Source organism: Flavobacterium sp. K77 (assembly GCF_021608205.1).
Lineage (GTDB): Bacteria > Bacteroidota > Bacteroidia > Flavobacteriales > Flavobacteriaceae > Flavobacterium > Flavobacterium turcicum.
On the sequence record NZ_JAKIHO010000001.1, the window covers coordinates 420,016 to 440,273 of the forward strand.

Genomic DNA, 20,258 nt, shown 5'->3' on the forward strand with positions numbered 1-20,258 from the left:
GTATTAGAATTGGTAATTTAAACTTAATCCTAAATTGATTCCTTTTTTATAAGAAAGAACATTAATATCTCCAGACTTGTTTTCTTGAGTTCTATTAAGTGTAGCGTCTAAAATGTTTTTTGCTATAAAGTCAATTCCCATTTTTTTATTTAACTTCAGTTTAGTTATTAAGTCTAATGATCCATAGGCTTTGTCTACTAAATTTCCTCTGTCATTAGTTCCTAACGCATATACTCTATCCGAAAAGTAAGTGTAAGCTAATGTTGCTGTTAAATTACTTTCTTTATTATTCCAATCAGTGTAGAATGAAAGATCAGCATTTAACAATAAATCCGATGCTCCTGTAAATTTACTTTCTGCATCTGTAAAAACAACATTATAATCTGTTTCTCTGATAACTTTATTGCTATCTAATTCTTGATTACTGTACAAATAAGATGCATTTACACCTGCTGTTAATTTTTTTGATTTAGACTCGTCAAAGTTAAAAATTGTTTTTCTGTACTCTAATTCAGCTCCTGCTACATATCCAAAATCACCTGTGTTGATAAAAGAAATATCATTTGTTGAAGAAGCAATTGTTACTTCGTTCATTGGGTTTAAGATGTATTTACCAAATCCAGTTACAGAGATTAACTCATCAGAGCTTGGGAAAAGTTCCCATTTAAGGTCAAAGTTGTAATCATCAGAAGCATACAAATCAGGGTTACCAACTTTTACTTCGTTTACTTCTTCGTATACAAATAAAGCTCTTTCTTTAAATTGTGGTAAGGTGTAGGTTTTACTGAAACCAAAACGCAAATTTTGTTTTTCGTTTACTGTATATTTTAATGTTAAGCTAGGTAAAAAAGCTATTTTTTCTAATTCGTCAAAACCTCCTGCGGGATCTAATTGAGTTTCCCAAGCAATTTTTTGAAAAACATATTCTCCTCTTAATCCTAAAACTCCTGATAGTTTACCAAAATTATATTCAGTGTTTAAGAAACCTCCGTTAATAAATTGTTCACCATTGTAAGTTTGTGGATCTAATGCATTTGGAACTTGGCTATTACCTCTAAAAGTAGTAATCTCAAATATGTTGCTATTTAAATTTTGTTGGTTGTAAAACAAATCTAAGTTGTTAGGATCTACGCTGATTGTTGAATTGGCAGCTGTTGTTTTGAAGTTGAATTGTGTAGCTTCAAAATCTCTATTTTTAGCACGTCCGCTGTATCCTGCTGTAAATTTACCTTTGTATTCTCCTTCAAAATCTTTGTTGAATTTGTAGTCAACAGCTATGTTAGCAGCTACCTCAGTTTCTTGTAGTTCTTGAAAATACCTGTGGTTGTCTGGTGCAGAAATATTCGATAATTTGAAACCATCTTTCTCTTTTCTAAAAATATTTTGGTTACGGTCTGGCATCTGTCCATCGATACTGTTCAATGAAGCTCCCCATCTAACAGCAGTGCGCTCGCTTAAAGTATGTTCTCCTAAAAGTTGGTTAATCCATAAGGCGTTTTTCTTGAATTCATTACGACGAATTAATCCGTTGCCATCATTTGCGATATCTACTATTAATCCTGAAAATTCCTCTTTAGTTAAAGATGAAGTATTGATAAATACAGAGTTGAAATTAACTTTGTTTGCCTTGTTTAATTTGTATCCAAGGTTCAACATTCCTGTTAAGTTTGTGCTGTAAGAGTCTGATGTATACTCTTCAAAGTTTTTATTGATAACGCCACTTCCATTTACAGATCCCTTTGCGCTTCCATCTGCTCGAGAAGAATAATTGGTACTGTAGTTGATTGTTGCAAAAACATTCAATTTACTTTGGCTACCAATATCAAATGATTTTCCTGTTGAAATACCAAATGAACCAGCAATAGGATTTTTTGTTTCTAAATTTAAAGTGTTGTAGTTGTAAGCTGTCAAAGGGCTTGATGGAATTTGACTTGTTTTTAAACCAAAATCATTGATGCCGCTTTGTAATGAAAAGTTATCATTGCTTACCGCATTTGTATTTACTTTTGAACCAATATCTACTTTTACAAAACCTTTTCCTTTGTAGTCTTTAGAAATAATATCAACATTTCCTCCTGCAAAGTCTCCATAAATATTTCCGTTGTAAACTTTATCGATAGAGATGTACTCTACGATATCTGTTGAGAAAATATCAAGATTTAAGTTTTTCTTTTCAGGATCGTTTGATGGTATTGGCAAACCATTCATTGTTGTAGAGTTGTAACGGTCACCCAAACCTCGAACAAAAATAGTTCCTGAACCTTCTTGTTTTGTAATTCCCGTTGTTTTAGTAACAGCTGTTGCTACATCGCTAACTCCTTTACGAGCTAGTTCTTGTGAACCAATACTTTGTTTGATAGATACAGCATTTTTTTGATCTAATAGCAAAGCCGTTTCTTTCTGTCTGCTCACAGTTGATTTTACCACGACATCTTCAAGTTTGTAGCTACCAGAGCCTAATGCTTGATTAACTGTCACCGTTTGGTCTGCAACTACTGTCACAGATACTTCAACTGATTCGTATCCTACAAAGCTAAATTGCAATGTGTATTTTCCTGGTGCTACTTTTAGTGTGTATTTACCATCAATATCGGTATTGGTACCAATAGTTGTACCTTTGATAATTGCGTTAGCAAATGGCAATGATTGATTGTTAGCATCTTTGTCTGTTAACGTTCCTGTGATAGTTCCTTTGCTTTGTGCGAAAGAAAAAGCAGTAATTAATAACGTAAGTAATAGTAACTTGAATTTCATCGGGTTTAATTTTTGTGCAAATTAACGGCCATAATGCAAATCAGGAGTTACTGACTTGTTAACCTTATGTTGTCTTTATGTTGGCAAAAACCGTTCAATATTAAATTACGGTTAACTGCTTTTGATTACTTCAATTATGTTTACATTTACATCTCAAAAATAATTTTTGACACTCCATGAAGAAAAAACACACCAAAATTTTATTAGTTGATGACGAGCCAGATATCTTAGAAATAGTTGGTTACAACCTATCTCAAGAGGGATATCAAATTTTTACCGCTGCTAATGGTAAGGAGGCTATTGCAAAAGCTAAGAAGGAAATTCCAGACCTTATCATTATGGATGTAATGATGCCAGAAATGGACGGAATGGAAGCTTGCGAGCACATCAGGAAAATTCCAGAATTGAATAATGTTTTGATCACCTTTCTAACCGCCAGAAGCGAAGATTACTCACAAGTAGCCGGTTTTGATGCGGGTGCCGATGATTATATTACCAAACCTATCAAACCGAAATTATTGGTTAGTAAAGTAAAAGCTTTGCTGCGTCGTTTAAAGGAAAAAGAAGCTGAAAGCGAAACCTTAAACGTGGGTGGTATTGAAATTAATAGAGAAGAATACAAAATTATAAAAGACAATATCGAGATTGCGCTTCCGCGAAAAGAATTCGAATTGTTCTACCTTTTGGCTTCAAAACCAGGAAAAGTATTCAAACGTGACGAAATTCTCGATAAGGTTTGGGGTAACGAAGTAGTTGTTGGCGGCAGAACAATTGACGTGCATATTAGAAAGTTGCGCGAAAAAATTGGAGAAGATTTGTTTAAAACCATCAAAGGTGTTGGTTATAAGTTTGAAGTGTAAATGACAATAAATTTTAAAAAAACTTACCGATTTGCAGTCAAATCGTCCTTGTATATAACCTTGTTCTCTACTTTATTAGTGAGTTTTTTAACGCACTATTTTTTTGAATTTTCCCTTAACTTCATTCTTATTTTTGCAGTTTGCATCGCCTCCTTTTCATTTTTAGTGGTGCAATATCGCGTGGAGCGTTTTATTTATAAAAAAGTAAAAAAGATTTACGATGACGTTTCCTTGTTAGAGTCAAGTACGTTCAGAAATCAGCCCATAACCACTGATATGGCAACGCTTACGCGCGAAGTGAAAAAGTTTGCTACCGACAAAAAACTTGAAATCGAAACGCTAAAAGTACGTGAAGAATACCGTAGAGAATTTTTAGGTAACGTTTCGCACGAATTGAAAACACCTTTATTTACCGTTCAAGGATATCTTTCCACCTTGTTAGATGGCGCGATGAATGATAAAACGATTCGAAAAAAATACTTAGAACGTGCTGAAAAAGGGGTAGAGCGTCTTATTTACATTGTTCAAGATTTAGACATGATCTCTAAATTAGAAACAGGCGATTTGAATCTTGAAATTGCCGAGTTTGACATTGTGAAATTAGTGCAAAACGTTTTTGATTTACTCGAAATGAAAGCCTCCAAAAAGGATATTCTTTTGATGTTTGACATGCGCTACCACAAACCGATTATGGTGTTGGGTGACCAAGAAAAAATTCAACAAGTGGTCATGAACTTGGTTGTAAACTCTATCAAATATGGTAAATTAAAAGGGACAACCGAGGTAAGTATTGAAGAGTTAACTACAGATAAAGTAATTGTTCGTTTTACAGATAATGGTGAAGGGATAGAAAAGAAAAACATTCCGCGTTTATTTGAACGTTTTTATCGTGTAGATCAAAGTGGTGCACGAACCGAAGGAGGCTCAGGCCTTGGTCTTTCAATTGTCAAGCACATTATTGAAGCGCACGACGAAAAAATTTATGTAGATAGTAACTTTGGCGTAGGATCGGAGTTTTCATTTACGTTAACGACATCCAAAAACGAAGCTTCTTTTGGGGTAAAAAAATAATTATTAGCCGCAGTTGTCAATTATTTTATTCTGCGAATAAACCAAACAATTTCTCCCAAGCTACTTTTGAATCTGCTTTTGGCAAACCTTTATAATGATTGGCATCTTGCAAATTGGCGATACAAAATTCATCCTGAGTGGCATAAGGTACAAGACCTTCTTTTTCTAGTTTTTGGGCCAAATATTCTTGTTCAAATTGCCCTGGTGTAGGTATAAAGAACGCTTTTTTGCGCAATACGGAAAGATCCATAATCGAGGTATAACCAGAGCGACAAAGTACCATTTCACTTTCGTTGATAGCCTGCTCTAGCTGGCAAGTGGTCATAAAATTATAATATTCGACCTTCTCGGTTTGAGTTGTTTTTTGTTGTGCAACAACAGTTCCTGCAACAAAGAGAACGGATCCTTCAAACCTCTTCAATTCCTGTAATATATGCGCTTCGAGCATACTTCGTTGTGGTTCAGGACCCGAGAGTAAAACGAGCAAATCGTATTTTTTTGGTACTAACTTTTTTTGTAGGCGACTTATCGGTCCTATGTATTTTAACTTATGATCAAAATCGTCAATGTGACCTAAAATACCTGATAAATTGTTGCTGCTGGCATAATCAGGTATCCAACATTCGTTATGTTGAAAGGCAAAGTACTGATGAATTTTGCTACTGATCCATGTTGTTTGTCCGCTTAAAACCTGTATTTGGTGTGTGAGATAAGCGCTTGGTATGTTTTTATTGTACACGCCTAAACGGTTATCAGATATTATGCCGTCAATGCCGTAGGTTGTAATCCATTTTTTTACCAATGCTTTTTCTTCTCGAATAGCTTTTAAGGTTTTCCAACTGTTTTTTAACAAATGCCATTTGAAATTTTTGCCTTTGGTGGCATATTCTATTTCGTATGACGGAAGTTCAAGTGTTTTTAGGTCTGGAAATTCCCTTCGTAGCAACAACAAAGCAGCACCATCAGAAGCAATGATAGGTTGGTAATTAAGCTCTAAAAGTGCTTTGATAATTGGTATGCAACGCGTAGCATGGCCTAAACCCCAGTTTAAAGGGGCAACTAAAATGGTTTTAGATTTTGAAGTCGCAATTGTTTCTGTAGGCATAAACTTGGGTTTAATGCTGGAAAGATACACAAGTTCAGTGCTTTTTTGTATTTACAAAAGTTTACCAAACCATTAATTTAATGAATTGTCTACGCGTTGCATGTCAAAAAAAAAACGAAGACCATCGGTGTAAAGATAGTCTTCGTTCTACTATTGTTTTTTTGTGATTTACTCCTGAATGTAAGTCTTATTTCCGTTAGCATTAATGTAGTATTTACCGCCTCTTGGACCTGTGTATACTTTCTTGCCATTATATTCACCAGTTACTTTATCGGCAACTTTTGGCGCTTTTTCATTGGTTTCTTTTACTGTTTTAGTAGCTTTTGCTTTTGTTGCCGCTGCTTTTTCTTTTACTGTTTTTGATTTTTCAGCGACAGCATCTGCTTTAGATTTGGTCATTTTTTCTTTTGCAGCGGTTGCTTTCTCTTTTGCAGCAGCAGTTTTTTCTTTTTTGTCAGTTGCCTTTTCTTTAATGGCATTTGCTTTTTCTGCTTTTGCTTCAGCGACTTCTGTTTTTGCTTTTGTAGCTTTCTCTTTTGTAGCTGTAGCTTTTTCTTTAGTAGCAGTTGTTTTCTCTTTTGCCGTTTTGGCTTTCTCTTTTGCAGTAGCTGCTTTTTCTTCTGCTGCCTCGGCTTTAGCTTTCGTTATTTTTTCTTTGGCCTTTGCTGTTTTTTCAGTTGCCGCTTTCGTCGTTTTTTTAGCTGCAGCCGTAGTTTGTGCATTTCCCATAAAAGATAGGAGTAAAGCGAAAAGAAGTAAAATCGATTTTTTCATTGGTCTGATTTTTATGTTAGTAGTTTTAAAAATACAAAAAAATATGATTGGCAATCTGTTACTTGTACATTTATTTAAAAGTAAGCTCGTAGCTGTACATTACCAGTATGAATAGTTGCATTGCGCTCGCTTTTTCGACCTTGATAATTGAAGTTAATGTCTAAGAATGAAGTAATACTTTTTTGCAATAAAGCACGCCAAGTAACGTTTTGTCCTGTTTGTAATCCTTCGAGCATTTGAAAGCCGACGGCTGAGAATTCATTACCATTAAATTTATTTTGGTACAATGATAATTCGCCATTAAAAGTAAATTTTTTAGATCCTGCATACGAGAACGAAGTTCCCAATCGATTTTGTGATAATAGTTCGCCATTACCAATCTGGTTTTGTTTTTTCTGATACTCATAAAACAATTCCCAACTGGTACTTTTTGAAAACAAATAACTGATTTTTGGAGCCAATTGATATCCCGTAACATCGAAATTTTTCTCAATAAAATCCTCGGAGTTAACTTTGTTTTGAATGGTTTTTGTAAAAAAGCCTAAAAGCCAACTTTTTTGGTACAAATGGTTGTATTGTAGTTGGTGCGAACCATTAGTAGCCTCCTGTGAGCCAATAGACAGTAAACTTTTAGTTTTGTTAAGCAAATAAGTATATGTTACAGAGTGTTTTTGCTTGCCGCGGTTGTAATAAAGCGTATTTCTTAAACTTGAAGTCAAACCTAATATTTCATCCGAAATAGGACTGAACGGGTTCCATTCAAAATTAGAGCCGTTGTTTCTTATTTTTCGATCTAATAAAAAAGCAGTTTGATTGTAGAAATAGGAAGCAAATTTTTTGAAACCTTTCTCGTTTTGCCATTGTGTAGGATTAAAAGTTAGGGCTTGCGAAAATTTATTTTGGTGGGTTTTTATAAATATACGGTTGGGTAAAAACACACGTATAAATTTGGCTTGATCGATAAATGGTGCTACCTCAAACTCTTGTAGTTCCTGAATACCATTGCTGTTATAGTCGTTCCAAGTGTACACACCTTGCCCAACGGCTACTTCGAGATACGTAAATTCTTGTTGTGGAATACTTCCTGAGGTAGTTTCATACACTGTGTTACTCAAAAAAAGTGAGTTAAAAAATCGATCCGAGTAGATGATGCGAGAGTTTAAAGTACTTTCTCTTTTTCGATTGTTGGCTTCAAAATCAAGTGTTCTGTAATTAGCAACCACACTCAAATCACTAGTTTTTGTTTGGATTAATCTCGATTTTAAAACAAAGGTGTTCGACTGATTAACGCGTTGTACCACTCCGTTTTGTAAACTGTCATTGATTCTTTTTAAATATCCTAATTCAAAAAATACTTTGGTGCTGTCGCCACGACCGATATGCCCGCCGTATTCAATAAATTTTTGACTTAAAACAGAAAGTTGTTGCGTGTTTTTGTTGCGCTCGCTATTGTTTTCAAGTCGTAACGAGGTACCAATCCAGTTTTTTTTGAATCTATAACGCACTTGAGATTGATTGCGTAAAAAAGATGAACTTAAAATATTGTTCTCGCTTTGCAAGTAACTGCCTTGTTGGCGGATACTCCAATTTTTATGTTGCAAAAATCCATTTACTACATGGCGATTTCCAGAGAAATTCCCAGCAAAATCTAATTTTTCCAGTTGGTAGCTTGCATTCCCTATACTTGTGGATTTCGAATTTTGGTTTTTTTGTAGCTGTAATCCAGTGACCAACAAACTTTGATTGCCTGTAGTTAAAGGTTCTAAATTCCAATCGCGATTGAATTCAATGTTGTTGAATCGTTCTACAGTTTTAAAGGTACTTTCAATGAATTGGTAATTGACAAATGCATCCATATTCCAAGCTTTCGAAAAAAGTCGTTGCTTACTTTTTATCTTGGCTGCTAATCCTTTATTATTGGAGTCATCTACCGCTGAAAATAAATTTTGATCGTTGTTGCTTACTCCAATTTCAACGTCAATATTCGTTTTTTCAGTAGGATGAAATTGACCCACAAAACTGGCTACTTGAACTTTATTTGGCGCAATTAATTGAATGATTGGTTCGTAATTTCCTTGTGGAATGCCGTTAATTGGAGCTACATAAGTAAAAACTCTACTGATGGTATTACTATTGGATAAAATGTAATTTCCGGCATTGCCACCAACCAAAGAGAAGCGTACGTTATATAAATCGCCATCTACGTCGGTGGTATATTCGTAAACAAGTACACCGTTTACAAGAATTTGCTTGTAAAGTACTTTATTGTCACTGTATGAGTCAAGATAGGCCGATGGTGCTGTCATTTGGCGCGTATCATCGCCAGCATTTTTTATAATTTGAACTTGTTCTTGCGACAGGTTTTGCTGAACAGGTTGGTTTTTTAAATCGTTTTCGGAGTATAAATATCCGCCAAATCGCCACTTTTTAGATTCGTGTGTTCCGCCAGCATAAGTTACAAATCGGCTGTAATTCCGGTCGGTATATTGGTATTCAATCGCAATTCGCATCTCAGAAGTTATAGTAAACAGCGGTGTAAAGATGATTTCTCCAGCATTGTAATCAATAGTATAATCTTTGTTTTCCCCACGCTCCAGCAAATTGCCGTTTACAAACACGCGCTCCGATCCTGAAACAATAAGCACGTACAACTCACCATTTTGGCCACGTAATTTATAAGGACCTTGATTTCCTTCCTGACCTACGATATCACTTTTGGCGTATTGCCCTCGAACTAATGCTGCTGCTGCAAATACATTGCTCTTATTGTTTTTTCCCTCCCAATTAAAGTTAGTAGCTATGCCTTGTACTTTTTTATTAAAGTTTAAAAATTGGGTTTCTTTATTTTCTAGAAACAAGTCGCCTGCACGTATGCTCCAATTTGTGCTGAAAAGTTCCATAAAGACAGAATCAAATTGGTCGAGTTGCTGCGAGTAACCCCCATCTTGAAGTGGTATATTGCTGTCTTGCAGTGAGGCTCTAATACTTACCTTATCAGATAATTTGCCAGTGATTTGCAGGTCGAGATTCGAGTTTAAAACTGCGTTTTGATTGTTACCAATCGTGACGCCTCGTGTTATACTCCCAGAAGTGCTCAACCCGTCAAAGGGAATGTTTTTTTTGATGTTGTTGTTGGTTACGCTGTATAAATTTCCTTTCCCTGCTGCGTTTGAAACTACTTTGCTAGGATCGTAAATATAGTAGGTTTTGGTTAGTTCTTCAGGATATTGCAGGTACGCTACTGTGATTGAATCTCTAGGATTGCCATAATCAGAAAGTAATAATAAAGTGCTTTTTGAAAAATTAATACGGTACAGCGTACTATCAATTTCTTTTCCTTTGGAATCTAAAACTTTAAAAAAGTTGGAATTGATACTGTTCTTTTCAAGCCGAATGGTATCTTTCGTAGGAGCTATTTTTTTGGTTTGGTAGAGCGTGCTTTTTTCCTGAGCCAAAAGCCCAGAGCAATAGCATAAAGCAATCCAAAAAAATATTTTTTTCCACATAAATAAGGATAACTCCAAAGTATCAAAAGTAGTATATAAAAATTGATAATTAAACCTTGTTGAAGTGCGTTATTTTACTGTTTGAAAAATAAAAAAAATGGGAATCAAAATTTTAGTTTTTGATTCCCATTGGTATAAATGATTGGTTTTTTTAAACTTCTTTAGTGACTACCTGCATGGTTTCGCGGCTCACTTGTTTTAACAAAACGGTTTTGTTTGCTTCAACAGTCTGCGCAGCGCCGTCATTAAAATGTCTGATGGTGTACAAAGTTACGTTTTCTTCAAAATCGACTTTGAATTTTTTAGATAAAATGGCATTCAAAGCAGCAAAGTTATTGAACTTATCTTCTACACAAACAGAAAAACTGATAGCTGAATTTTGAATCAAATTCACCTTTATTTTAAATTGGTGGAAAAGAGCAAAAATTTCGCTGATGTTTTCTTCCATGATAAAAGAGAAATCAATTGATGAAAGCGAAATCAACAATTGGTTTCTTTTCACGATAAAACAAGGAAGGTACGGCTCTAAATCGACACCTTTTGAAACACTCGTTCCTTGTAAAAGTGGATTAATAAATGATTTTACATACAAAGGAATTTCCTTTTTTTGCAAAGGTTGTAGCGTTTTAGGGTGAATTACAGTAGCACCATAAAAGGCTAACTCGATGGCTTCACGGTAGGAAATTTGATTTAACAAACTTGCATTTTCAAAATAACGCGGATCTGCGTTCATAACTCCGGGAACGTCTTTCCAAATGGTTACACTTTCAGCATTTAAGCAATAAGCAAAAATAGCTGCGGTATAATCAGATCCTTCGCGACCTAATGTAGTAGTAAAATTGTTTGGGTCAGATCCTAAAAATCCTTGTGTGATGTTAAGGGTTTTGCGCTTTACATTCTTAGAAATGTTGGCTTGCGTTAATTCCCAATCCACTTCAGCATCTCTGTAATTAGCATCTGTTTTTACAAAATTACGTACATCTAACCATTGTGTAGCCATGCCCATAAAGTTCATGTAGTGGCTTAAGATTGTGGTTGAAATTAATTCGCCATAACTCACCACTTGATCGTACACAAAATTATAATTAGGTGATTTGTTGTGTGCTAAAAAATATTCTAAATCAGCAAATTGAGCGCTAACTGCTGCAAAAACAGCATTGTTTTCATCTTCGAATAGATCTAAAAGAATTTGGTTGTGGTACTTCTTTACTTCTTGCACTGCCGCATTTAGTTCAGCCGATTTATCAAAATAATGTTTGATTACCAATTCTAACGCATTGGTTGTTTTTCCCATTGCTGATACTACTAGCAACACATCTTCATAACCTACGGTTTGCAACACATACTGAACGTTTTTGATTCCTGCAGCATCTTTTACAGAGGCACCTCCAAATTTAAATACTCTCATTTTATTATCGTATTGTGCATCTAGTTGCGTAGTAACAACTAAATAGCAATTGTTATTTTATTTATTTTCACAAAAAGTTGCAATTCCTTGCTCATCCATTTGTACCACATGCCAATCGCGTAATACTTTAGCGCCTGATTTTTCATAAAAGTCAATGGCAGGAGTATTCCAATCTAATACATTCCACTCGACGCGTCGTACTTGATCTTTTTTTCCTTGTTTTAAAATGGCTGCGTACAATGCTGAACCTAATCCGGTGCCGCGCATACTTTCTTTAACTACCAAATCTTCAAGGTGAATGGTTTTACCTTTCCAAGTTGAAAAACGATAGTACCAAAGCGCAATACCTACGATTTCTTTTTCATGGGTAGCGTTTGTAATTTCGGCTACGAAAACATGAAATAGCGGATTGGCTCCAAAACCATCTCGCACTAAATCATCAACAGTAATTTTTACTGCATCGGGTTCTTTTTCAAAAATAGCCAATTCTTTGATGAGTCCTAAAACGGATTCCATGTCTGCCGCTGTTCCTTGTCGTATGATCATGATTGATTAAGTTTTGTTGAAATCGATTAATTGTCACTTTGCTTTTTAGCGTGAACAAGTTCGAAATAAAGTTAATTATAAACTTCGATTTTCGCAAAAAATGCTGCTTCTGGGTTCCTAAAATTGAACTTTTTGAAGCAAATATACAATAGAGCTAAACTAAGTGCGTATTATTCAATCCATTTTCACAAAAAAAACGATATTTGTGACTTCAAAATAACTACAACGATTTCGTAATGGAAGAACGCAACAAAACACTAGGAGAATTTATTATTGAAAATCAAAATGCTTTTCAGTATTCATCAGGAGAATTGTCCCGAATTATCAACTCAATTCGATTGGCAGCCAAAGTTGTCAATTATAAAGTAAACAAAGCAGGATTGGTTGACATTGTAGGTGCTGCTGGTGAGCAAAATATACAAGGCGAAGACCAGCAAAAACTCGATGTTTATGCCAATGAGGTTTTTATTCAGACGCTAATTAACCGCGAAATTGTATGCGGTATTGCCTCTGAAGAAAACGATGATTTTATCACTGTAGAAGGTAGCGATAACAGCCATAATAACAAATATGTGGTTTTGATGGATCCGCTTGATGGCTCTTCGAATATTGATGTGAATGTTTCGGTTGGAACCATTTTTTCGGTTTACCGCCGCGTGACTCCTATTGGAACTCCGGTTACAATTGAAGATTTTTTACAGCCAGGAATTAATCAGGTAGCAGCAGGATATGTAATTTATGGTACATCAACTATGTTGGTTTATACTACTGGACACGGAGTTAATGGTTTTACTTTAAACCCTGCAATTGGAACCTTTTATTTGTCGCACCCTAACATGCAGTTTTCTAAAGATGGATCTATTTATTCAATCAACGAGGGCAACTACATTCATTTTCCGCAAGGAGTAAAAGATTATATAAAATATTGTCAAACCGAAGAAGAGGACAGACCTTACACTTCAAGATATATCGGAAGTTTAGTTTCTGATATTCATAGAAATATGATTAAAGGTGGAATTTATATTTATCCTACCAGTTCAAAAGCCCCAAACGGTAAATTGCGTTTGCTGTATGAGTGTAATCCTATGGCTTTTATAGTTGAGCAAGCAGGAGGAAAAGCTTCAGATGGATTTAGCCGAATTATGGAAATTACGCCAACAGAATTGCACCAACGCGTTCCCTTTTTCTGCGGAAGCTACAACATGGTCGAAAAAGCGGAAGATTTTATGCTAAAAGCAAAGCTGAGTAAATATTAAGTCGCATCAGTTATTATAAAAAATGCCCCAAATAGTTTATTACTTTTTGGGGCATTTTTATTTAGATAAAAGCTTACTTGTTCATGTTTTGCATCTCTTCAAAAAAAGTATCAAAATCAACTTCCTTATCCACAAGAACCAGGGCTTTGTGTACGATGTAATTGACGTTATCAATATTAAATCCTAAACCTACACCAATTTTGCGAAGCATTAATTCTTGCTGATCTCCTAAATGATGATCAACATGTACAATGCGCGCCAAATCGTACAAGCGTTCTAAACGTTGCTCGTGCAAGTAAGGTGGATTGATTGGGTAGTTCATTGGGTTTTCTAGAATTTCTTCTGATTCAGTAGCCGAAATTTCTAGACGAACCGCTAATTTGTTTAAAAATTCTTTTTCTTCTGGGGAAAATTTTCCGTCAGTAAGTGCAACGCGTGCAATTGAGGCGAAATGGCCTTTGTTTCTTTGCTTGAATTCGCTATCGAATAAATCTGAAAATGACATAATTGTGGGTTTTATATCTATCAAAGATAAGTTTAATTTTATAATTAGTGCTTCATTTAACTTGGCTTTTTGATTTCCATATGCACGCAGTAGAAAGGATAAATTAGCTGTTTTGATAGTTTAAAAGCTTAATCAGTGTAAATGAAATTACTTATCAATTATCCGAAAGTGTTTTCATAAAGGCAACGAGCGCTTTTTGTTCTTTGTCGGTTAAATTGAGTTTGTCTGAGGGCAAGGTTTGGTTGTCAACCGCAATTCCGGTACCTGCGCCTCCACCGTCATTATAAAAAACTACTACTTCTTCTAATGATTTGAATACGCCATTATGCATGTAAGGAGCTGTTAATGCTACATTTCGAAGTGTTGGCGTTTTAAAAGCATGTAATAATTGTGGCATTTTGTATTGGGCATAACGTCCTAAATCAGGATCTATTTTTTTTCCGTTTTTGATCTGCGGTGTTCCAATAACTTCTTGTTCTGTTTTTTTATAAGCAGGCGGTACCGTGCCATTAAACAGCGGAATAAAATGACAGGTTGCACATTTTCCTTTTCCTGCAAAAACGTTAAACCCTAATTCTTCCTCTGCAGACAAAGCGGTTGCTGGTTCTGTAAAGTGTTGATCGAATTTGGAGTTGAATTTATTTAAAGAGCGCACATAACTTGCAAGTGCGTTTTGGAGTTGCCATTCTTCTAGTTTTTTGCTCTTCGGGAATGCTTTTTGAATTAATTTTTGATAACTTGAATTACTGCTAATGTTTTTGATATTATCCCGAATATTACCATGCATTTCGTCTTTGTTCTGAATTACATCTAAACTTTGTTTCTCCAAATCTGTTTGACGCATATCCCAAAATTGCGCATTTTGAAGTCCGGCGTAGGTCAATGTAGGTGTGTTTCTCAGTAGTTGACTTCCGTTTAATGACAGATTGGTTTTTAGTCCGTCAGTAAAAGCCAATTCCGGATTATGGCATGAGGCACAGCTGCGGGTTCCTTCCTTTGAAAATGAGGTGTCATAAAATAACTCTTTACCAAGTTGCGCTTTCGCGGAAGTGTATGCGTATTCTCGTGACGGAATGAACGCATCAACATTGAATACCTTTGATCCAAATAATGAGCTGGCTGTTTGCAAAATAGCATTGGTCTTTGCAACGTTAGCAATTTTGTAATGCTGCTGAAACTCTTGTAAATTTTTTGAAATCGGGTTGAGGTAGTTTTTAATAAATAGCGCACGATCAAAACTATTAAAATCTTTTGCGTTGTTGCAAAAAGCGGCAGCTTTGCGAATACGCTCTAGTAAACTGCTTTGAACTTGCGATGGTTCTTGATGCAGCTTTTCAATTACTGAAGGTAGGGCTAACAAACTAGCTTGTGCTTCTGGGATAGAGTTGTTGGCAATAGGCGAATCAAACCCCGTAATTCCGAGAGTGATGATGCGATACATTTCCATTTTTACAGCATCAACAATATAATCTGGGCTGATAGTAATTGCTGTAATGTGTTCTTTAACTTGCATGATCAATCCTTTCAAAACGGCGATTTCTCGCTGTAAAGTAGCTTTTTCTTTGGTTGAAAATGTTGGGTAAATCAGCTCTTCGATCACTTGAAAACCACTCGGATTCAAAAATTTATTTTCTTCTACTTCCAGTTCATCGAGTGCAGGACCATTGATAAATCGTGCTGGTTCAGGGGTAAAGTATTCTACTGCCCATTCTATCTTTTTGTAAGCAAGGCGACTTTTTTCGAAACTTTGTTGTAGTTCTTTATTGCTAGCATTTTTTTGTGCCATTTGCTCAAATGCTTCTATTTCCTGATTCAATTGGGCAATTTGCTGTAATAGTTCTTCCTTTGGCCCTAAGGTTTCATATTCTTTCTGACACGAGAAAAAAAGTAATGTAAATAAGGGAAGAATTTTTAGTAAGGATTTCATAATAAACCGATTTGTAATAAACCACAACAACCCAAAGTGAATTTGGGTTGCTATAGTTTGGATTTTAAAGGTGTTATCTCTGTACGTTTCTAATGATAATAGTTTGACCGCCTTCTTTATTGGTGTTTAAACCGCTTCCGTCAGCATTCGAGAAAGCATCTTTTTGCCAAGTGTGCGGGTGAATGTTAACTAAAAAGGTGTTTGGTACTCCAATTACATCTGAGATATCTTCCATGGCACCGTACTCCCAGCTACCAAAACGCATTTCATTCGTTTGGTTGTAAGTTGTATTCCAAGCAGCGTCGGTTCTTTTGTGGTTCATCGTTAACCAAGGTTTGTTTACTTTAGATGCGATATTGTATTGCCAAATGTAAGAATCATGTTGAGCAGCAGTGTAGTAAGAATCTCCATCCTCTTGTGTGTACACATAATTCTCAGTTACTGTAATATTATCAGGATTGATAATTCCTGTTCCTGGAGTTGAGTCACCTTCAATTACCAACTCTAATTTTCCTTTTAATGGGTTAGCATCGTCTAATATTAATTTATAAACGCGTCCCCACATGGTGTATCCTGCAACTGGAGCATTAGCGCTAGCTTGTCCGGTAGCTGTAAAATACAATTCACGATTATTTTTTGCTGATCCTTTACGGTAATCAACATCTTCTACTCTTGAAAAACGAATGGCTCCCAAGTTGTTTACAGTAGTGTTGATTACTGCACCTGTTAAGTTTTTAGCATTCGGAATTTCAACAAATGACACGTCGAATGATGATCCCATTCCCATACTCATTTCGGTTTGGTTGCCGTCATTTCTTTTTAAAGCGTATAATTTCCCGTTGTTTAAATCTCCAACAGTTTCGCTCATGTACATGATCACTTGTCCTGCACTAGCGTGAGAGGTAGAGTACGATTGATCCTCACCAATTACGATTACAGTTTTTCCAGGATAAGCTTGCTTCGTCAATGGTACTGCATTTTCCATACTTGCTTTTCCTAAAGCTGGCAAAACGCGGTCAGTTCGGCTTTTCATGCTGCTCAAAGCTAGCGGGTCAATTCCGTGTACCATACTTTCTTCACCACTTTCTCCAGCAGTTAAAAACAATGGTCCAAAACCGTGAATCGCTGGTACAGCTAGTGTAGCCGAGCACAAACGAGTCATTCCGCCAACTGCATCAACAATATAATCTCCTTTTACTGGTTTTAAGGTTTTGTCAAAATATACTCTCGAAACCGATTTTAATATTTCGTGGTTTGTAATCATAATGTAACCGTCTCCAGCAGGATCTTTCATGAATCCAGCTCCGTCAGGTTGTGCTCCATAAATAAAGCCTGGTGATTGTGCTAATACATCAGGGCTACTCAATAAAGAGGTGATTTGTAAGTTTTCGAATCCTTCTTTGGCTACAGCCAATGGTGGAACACTTGAAGTTGCTGTAAAATTAATAGCAGTATTTAAAGCAGGAGCTTCGTTGTTGTCGTCTTGACAAGCTACAACGGCAGTAAGTAACACTGATGTTAAAGCTATTTTTTTAAATAATTGTTTTTTCATGGTAATAGTGTGTTTTGTTTGTTTGAATGCAAATCTATACCATGAATCAAAATCTTTGTTTAGGATAATATTGTCGAATAATCATTAAAACGTTGTCTTAGGTTTACCGAATTGTAAAGTTGTAAGGTTAAAGTAAATTTAAGATTAGCTAAAAAATTTAAGGCTTTTACAAGCTATTTCGAGTAAATACAAACCGGATGACTTTGCGCTTTTAAGCGTTTTTCGGGTGAAAAATTGTTAAGATATTGAGCTGTATTTTGCCAATCGCCAATTACTATGTTTTAGGAAATCAATCGTGTGTTTTAGCATACATATTTGCCATTTTAGCAGATAAATTTTCAAAAATAATCGTATGTTTACAACCCTTTATCCACCTTAAATGAATTTTGATGAATGAATTTTGGATCTACTTTCAAATAGGTTTAAAGCACGTTTTAGACCTCAATGCTTACGATCACGTTTTGTTTTTAATGGCGCTTGCCGTTCCATACGCGTTTAAAGATTGGAAACGAGTTGTCTTACTCGTTACTTTGTTTACCCTTGGCCACACTATGGCTTTGGTATTGTCTGTTTTTGAAATCATTGTTATTAAGGCGAACGTAGTTGAGTTTTTAATTCCAATAACGATTCTAATCACCGCACTTTTTAACTTATTTACCGCTGGAAAAAACAATAAAAAAGAAAGTATTAATCTGGTAGTTTTCATAACCTTATTTTTCGGTATTATTCACGGTTTAGGATTTTCGAATTATTTTAAATCTATTTTGGGCGGAGATGCCGCTTCAAAAGTGTTGCCTTTGGCAGAGTTTGCCCTTGGTATCGAAGCTGCACAAATGATTGTTGTTTTTGTACTTTTGGTACTGTCTTATATCGTGCAAACTGTTTTTAGATTTTCTAAACGAGATTGGACTTTAGTAATGTCTGCTTTTATAATAGGTGTGGTTATTCCGATGATAATTGCAAGTGAAATTTGGAATCGATAAAATGAGCGAAAAAAAATTAAATAAATACGATAAAGCTTATTTGCGTATAGCAAAAGAGTGGAGTTTACTCTCTTATTGCAAACGCAAACAGGTAGGTGCTATTATTGTTCGTGACCGAATGATTATTTCTGATGGTTACAACGGTACTCCGAGTGGTTTTGATAATTGCTGCGAAGACGATGAAGGTATTACCCGTTGGGATGTCTTGCATGCTGAAGCCAATGCAATTTTAAAAGTAGCGCGCTCTACACAATCTTGTGAAGGAGCTACTTTGTACATTACGCTTTCGCCTTGTAAAGAATGCAGTAAACTCATTCACCAATCAGGAATCAAAAGGGTGGTGTACCAAAATGGGTATCGCGATGATTCCGGCATACAATTTTTGATTAAAGCAGGAGTAGAAGTAGAGCATATTCCAATTCTTGAAGAATAAATGAAGGTTAATTTTAAATATTTACCACTTATTTTAGGCGCGACACTTGCGGCGGGCGTGCTATTGGGTAGCGTGATTCAATTACCGGGATCAAATCGATTGACATCAAAGACAAATTCTAAAGCTAAACTCAATAAATTAATTGATTTTATTGATGCCGAATATGTAGATGAAATCAACACCGATTCGATTGTAAATCTTACGGTAGACAAAATTTTGGCGCAACTGGATCCACATTCTGTTTACGTGCCACCAACCGAACAACAAGAGGTGGCTGAGAGTATGCAAGGAAATTTTGTGGGTATTGGAGTTAATTTTTATATGTACAAAGACTCTGTTGCTGTTATCAAACCTGTTGAAAATGGACCTTCGGCAAAAGCGGGATTGTTGCCAGGTGATCGTATTTTGTATGCAGACAAAACCAAACTTTTTGGTCGAAAATTGCCAACAGACAGCTTGTTTAGTAAATTAAAAGGCGAGGTAGGCTCAAGCATCGAGCTGACTATTTTTAGAAAATCCATTCAAAAAAAATTAAAGGTTACAATCAAACGTGACATCATCCCGATAAAAAGTGTGGATGTAGCCTTACTCCTCAATCCAACAACGGGTTACATTAAAATCAATCGTTTTGCCGAAACTACTTACGAGGAGTTCATGACAAGCCTAAATATGCTCAAGAAAAAAGGAGTTACTTCACTTGTTATTGACGTGCGTGATAACGGCGGTGGTTATATGGAAGAAGCCATTGCAATAGCCGATGAATTTTTGCCTGATGAGCAACTTATTGTATTTACTAAAGCTAAAAACGGCACTACAACTAAAACGTATGCTACGGCAAAAGGCAGTTTCGAAAAAGGAAAAGTATTTGTTTTAGTGAATGAAAATAGTGCCTCAGCAAGTGAAATTCTAGCAGGCGCTATTCAAGATAATGATAGAGGAACTATTGTAGGTCGACGAACTTTTGGAAAAGGACTGGTGCAGCGCGAAATGAATTTTGCAGATGGTTCAGCTGTTCGATTGACAATTGCACGTTATTATACGCCTACCGGTCGTTCCATTCAAAAACCATATTCAAAAGGGAATGAAGCTTATTTTAAAGAATCGGAAGGACGCATTGCAAATGGTGAGTTGTACTCCAAAGATAGTATAAAAGTGGCAGATACGCTTAAATTTAAAACCAAAAAAGGTAAAATTGTTTACGGTGGCGGCGGTATTGTGCCGGATGTATTTGTTCCTATTGTTGCAGAACACGGTCAAGAAGAAACTGCTTATTTCTTGCAATCGGGTATTGTGGGTAATTTTGTCTTTGAACAACTAGACAATAAAAAAACAAGCTTAAAAGGATTGACTTTTGAAAAATTACAAGCTAAAATACAATCGACCACCGCTTATGTGAAAGCTTTTGAGGAGTTTGTGTTTAAAAACGGATTGGATTTAGATTTCTCCAAAAGTAAAGATCTGGTAAAAAAATACCTCACCGCTGAGTTTGCCAAGCAATTATTTGGCGAGCAGCGCTATTATGAAATGCTTGTTCGTGACGACGCCATGTTGAAAAAAGTACTTCCCGTTAAAAAATAA

Annotated in this window: 15 protein-coding genes; 6 read left to right on the forward strand and 9 right to left on the reverse strand. The window is 35.7% G+C overall.

All coding sequences use genetic code 11. From position 1 onward, the window contains the following. Window positions 1-3: 3 nt before the first annotated feature. Entirely contained in the window at window positions 4-2,754 is a 2,751-nt protein-coding gene (locus L1S34_RS01910; RefSeq protein ID WP_236362498.1) for a TonB-dependent receptor, read from the reverse strand. A gap of 176 nt (window positions 2,755-2,930) precedes the next feature. Between L1S34_RS01910 and L1S34_RS01915 the strand changes: the two genes are divergently transcribed. Continuing rightward, window positions 2,931-3,614 carry a response regulator transcription factor gene (locus tag L1S34_RS01915; RefSeq protein WP_236362501.1) on the forward strand — a complete coding sequence of 228 codons (684 nt, stop codon included), beginning with the start codon at window positions 2,931-2,933 and terminating at the stop codon, window positions 3,612-3,614. Next, a complete protein-coding gene (locus tag L1S34_RS01920) occupies window positions 3,615-4,685 on the forward strand; it encodes a sensor histidine kinase (RefSeq protein WP_166132895.1) in 1,071 nt (356 codons plus the stop codon). A gap of 25 nt (window positions 4,686-4,710) precedes the next feature. Here the strand turns inward: L1S34_RS01920 and L1S34_RS01925 are convergent, their stop codons facing one another. From L1S34_RS01925 to L1S34_RS01945, 5 genes are all read right to left on the reverse strand, one after another. Further along, entirely contained in the window at window positions 4,711-5,790 is a 1,080-nt protein-coding gene (locus L1S34_RS01925) for a glycosyltransferase (protein WP_236362503.1), read from the reverse strand. 168 nt (window positions 5,791-5,958) lie between these two features. Then, the gene (locus tag L1S34_RS01930; protein ID WP_236362505.1) at window positions 5,959-6,564 is read right to left on the reverse strand and encodes a hypothetical protein; all 606 of its coding nucleotides are present in this window, start codon (window positions 6,562-6,564) and stop codon (window positions 5,959-5,961) included. A 74-nt stretch (window positions 6,565-6,638) separates the two neighbouring features. Continuing rightward, window positions 6,639-10,070, reverse strand: a complete 3,432-nt coding sequence (locus L1S34_RS01935; RefSeq protein WP_236362507.1) for a hypothetical protein — start codon at window positions 10,068-10,070, stop codon at window positions 6,639-6,641. A 151-nt stretch (window positions 10,071-10,221) separates the two neighbouring features. Then, window positions 10,222-11,478: an aspartate kinase gene (locus L1S34_RS01940; protein ID WP_236362509.1), complete on the reverse strand. Its 1,257-nt coding sequence runs from the start codon at window positions 11,476-11,478 to the stop codon at window positions 10,222-10,224. A 57-nt stretch (window positions 11,479-11,535) separates the two neighbouring features. Then, window positions 11,536-12,024 (reverse strand): GNAT family N-acetyltransferase, encoded by a 489-nt coding sequence (locus L1S34_RS01945; protein WP_236362511.1) that lies wholly within the window; start codon window positions 12,022-12,024, stop codon window positions 11,536-11,538. A 236-nt stretch (window positions 12,025-12,260) separates the two neighbouring features. Between L1S34_RS01945 and fbp the strand changes: the two genes are divergently transcribed. Then, complete coding sequence (fbp, locus tag L1S34_RS01950) at window positions 12,261-13,280, forward strand: class 1 fructose-bisphosphatase (protein WP_210787958.1); 1,020 nt, start codon at window positions 12,261-12,263, stop codon at window positions 13,278-13,280. Between the two features lie 73 nt (window positions 13,281-13,353). Here the strand turns inward: fbp and L1S34_RS01955 are convergent, their stop codons facing one another. The 3 genes from L1S34_RS01955 to L1S34_RS01965 all read right to left on the reverse strand — a co-directional run bounded on the left by L1S34_RS01955 (window position 13,354) and on the right by L1S34_RS01965 (window position 17,264). Then, on the reverse strand, window positions 13,354-13,785 hold the full coding sequence (locus tag L1S34_RS01955) for a TerB family tellurite resistance protein (RefSeq protein ID WP_236362513.1): 432 nt from the start codon (window positions 13,783-13,785) through the stop codon (window positions 13,354-13,356). Between the two features lie 154 nt (window positions 13,786-13,939). After that, window positions 13,940-15,712: a cytochrome-c peroxidase gene (locus tag L1S34_RS01960; RefSeq protein WP_236362515.1), complete on the reverse strand. Its 1,773-nt coding sequence runs from the start codon at window positions 15,710-15,712 to the stop codon at window positions 13,940-13,942. Window positions 15,713-15,785: 73 nt separating this feature from the next. Then, window positions 15,786-17,264, reverse strand: a complete 1,479-nt coding sequence (locus L1S34_RS01965) for a hypothetical protein (protein ID WP_236362517.1) — start codon at window positions 17,262-17,264, stop codon at window positions 15,786-15,788. 389 nt (window positions 17,265-17,653) lie between these two features. On the opposite strand from L1S34_RS01965, the gene L1S34_RS01970 reads away from it, so the two are divergent. Genes L1S34_RS01970 through L1S34_RS01980 form a run of 3 tightly spaced genes read left to right on the forward strand, consistent with a single transcriptional unit; the run spans window position 17,654 to window position 20,258 of the window. Then, window positions 17,654-18,247 carry a HupE/UreJ family protein gene (locus tag L1S34_RS01970; protein ID WP_210787954.1) on the forward strand — a complete coding sequence of 198 codons (594 nt, stop codon included), beginning with the start codon at window positions 17,654-17,656 and terminating at the stop codon, window positions 18,245-18,247. Between the two features lies 1 nt (window position 18,248). Next, on the forward strand, window positions 18,249-18,680 hold the full coding sequence (locus tag L1S34_RS01975; RefSeq protein ID WP_236362519.1) for a deoxycytidylate deaminase: 432 nt from the start codon (window positions 18,249-18,251) through the stop codon (window positions 18,678-18,680). After that, window positions 18,681-20,258 carry a S41 family peptidase gene (locus L1S34_RS01980; protein ID WP_236362521.1) on the forward strand — a complete coding sequence of 526 codons (1,578 nt, stop codon included), beginning with the start codon at window positions 18,681-18,683 and terminating at the stop codon, window positions 20,256-20,258. It begins immediately after the preceding gene.

Excerpts from the sequence above, each read along its gene's own strand:
- L1S34_RS01940 (WP_236362509.1), bottom strand. The coding sequence starts at position 11,478 with ATGAGAGTATTTAAATTTGGAGGTGCCTCTGTAAAAGATGCTGCAGGA.
- L1S34_RS01970 (WP_210787954.1), top strand. The coding sequence starts at position 17,654 with ATGAATGAATTTTGGATCTACTTTCAAATAGGTTTAAAGCACGTTTTA.
- L1S34_RS01965 (WP_236362517.1), bottom strand. The coding sequence starts at position 17,264 with ATGAAAAAACAATTATTTAAAAAAATAGCTTTAACATCAGTGTTACTT.
- L1S34_RS01955 (WP_236362513.1), bottom strand. The coding sequence starts at position 13,785 with ATGTCATTTTCAGATTTATTCGATAGCGAATTCAAGCAAAGAAACAAA.
- L1S34_RS01925 (WP_236362503.1), bottom strand. The coding sequence starts at position 5,790 with ATGCCTACAGAAACAATTGCGACTTCAAAATCTAAAACCATTTTAGTT.
- L1S34_RS01975 (WP_236362519.1), top strand. The coding sequence starts at position 18,249 with ATGAGCGAAAAAAAATTAAATAAATACGATAAAGCTTATTTGCGTATA.
- L1S34_RS01930 (WP_236362505.1), bottom strand. The coding sequence starts at position 6,564 with ATGAAAAAATCGATTTTACTTCTTTTCGCTTTACTCCTATCTTTTATG.
- L1S34_RS01960 (WP_236362515.1), bottom strand. The coding sequence starts at position 15,712 with ATGAAATCCTTACTAAAAATTCTTCCCTTATTTACATTACTTTTTTTC.
- L1S34_RS01910 (WP_236362498.1), bottom strand. The coding sequence starts at position 2,754 with ATGAAATTCAAGTTACTATTACTTACGTTATTAATTACTGCTTTTTCT.
- L1S34_RS01920 (WP_166132895.1), top strand. The coding sequence starts at position 3,615 with ATGACAATAAATTTTAAAAAAACTTACCGATTTGCAGTCAAATCGTCC.
- L1S34_RS01980 (WP_236362521.1), top strand. The coding sequence starts at position 18,681 with ATGAAGGTTAATTTTAAATATTTACCACTTATTTTAGGCGCGACACTT.
- fbp (WP_210787958.1), top strand. The coding sequence starts at position 12,261 with ATGGAAGAACGCAACAAAACACTAGGAGAATTTATTATTGAAAATCAA.
- L1S34_RS01945 (WP_236362511.1), bottom strand. The coding sequence starts at position 12,024 with ATGATCATACGACAAGGAACAGCGGCAGACATGGAATCCGTTTTAGGA.
- L1S34_RS01935 (WP_236362507.1), bottom strand. The coding sequence starts at position 10,070 with ATGTGGAAAAAAATATTTTTTTGGATTGCTTTATGCTATTGCTCTGGG.
- L1S34_RS01915 (WP_236362501.1), top strand. The coding sequence starts at position 2,931 with ATGAAGAAAAAACACACCAAAATTTTATTAGTTGATGACGAGCCAGAT.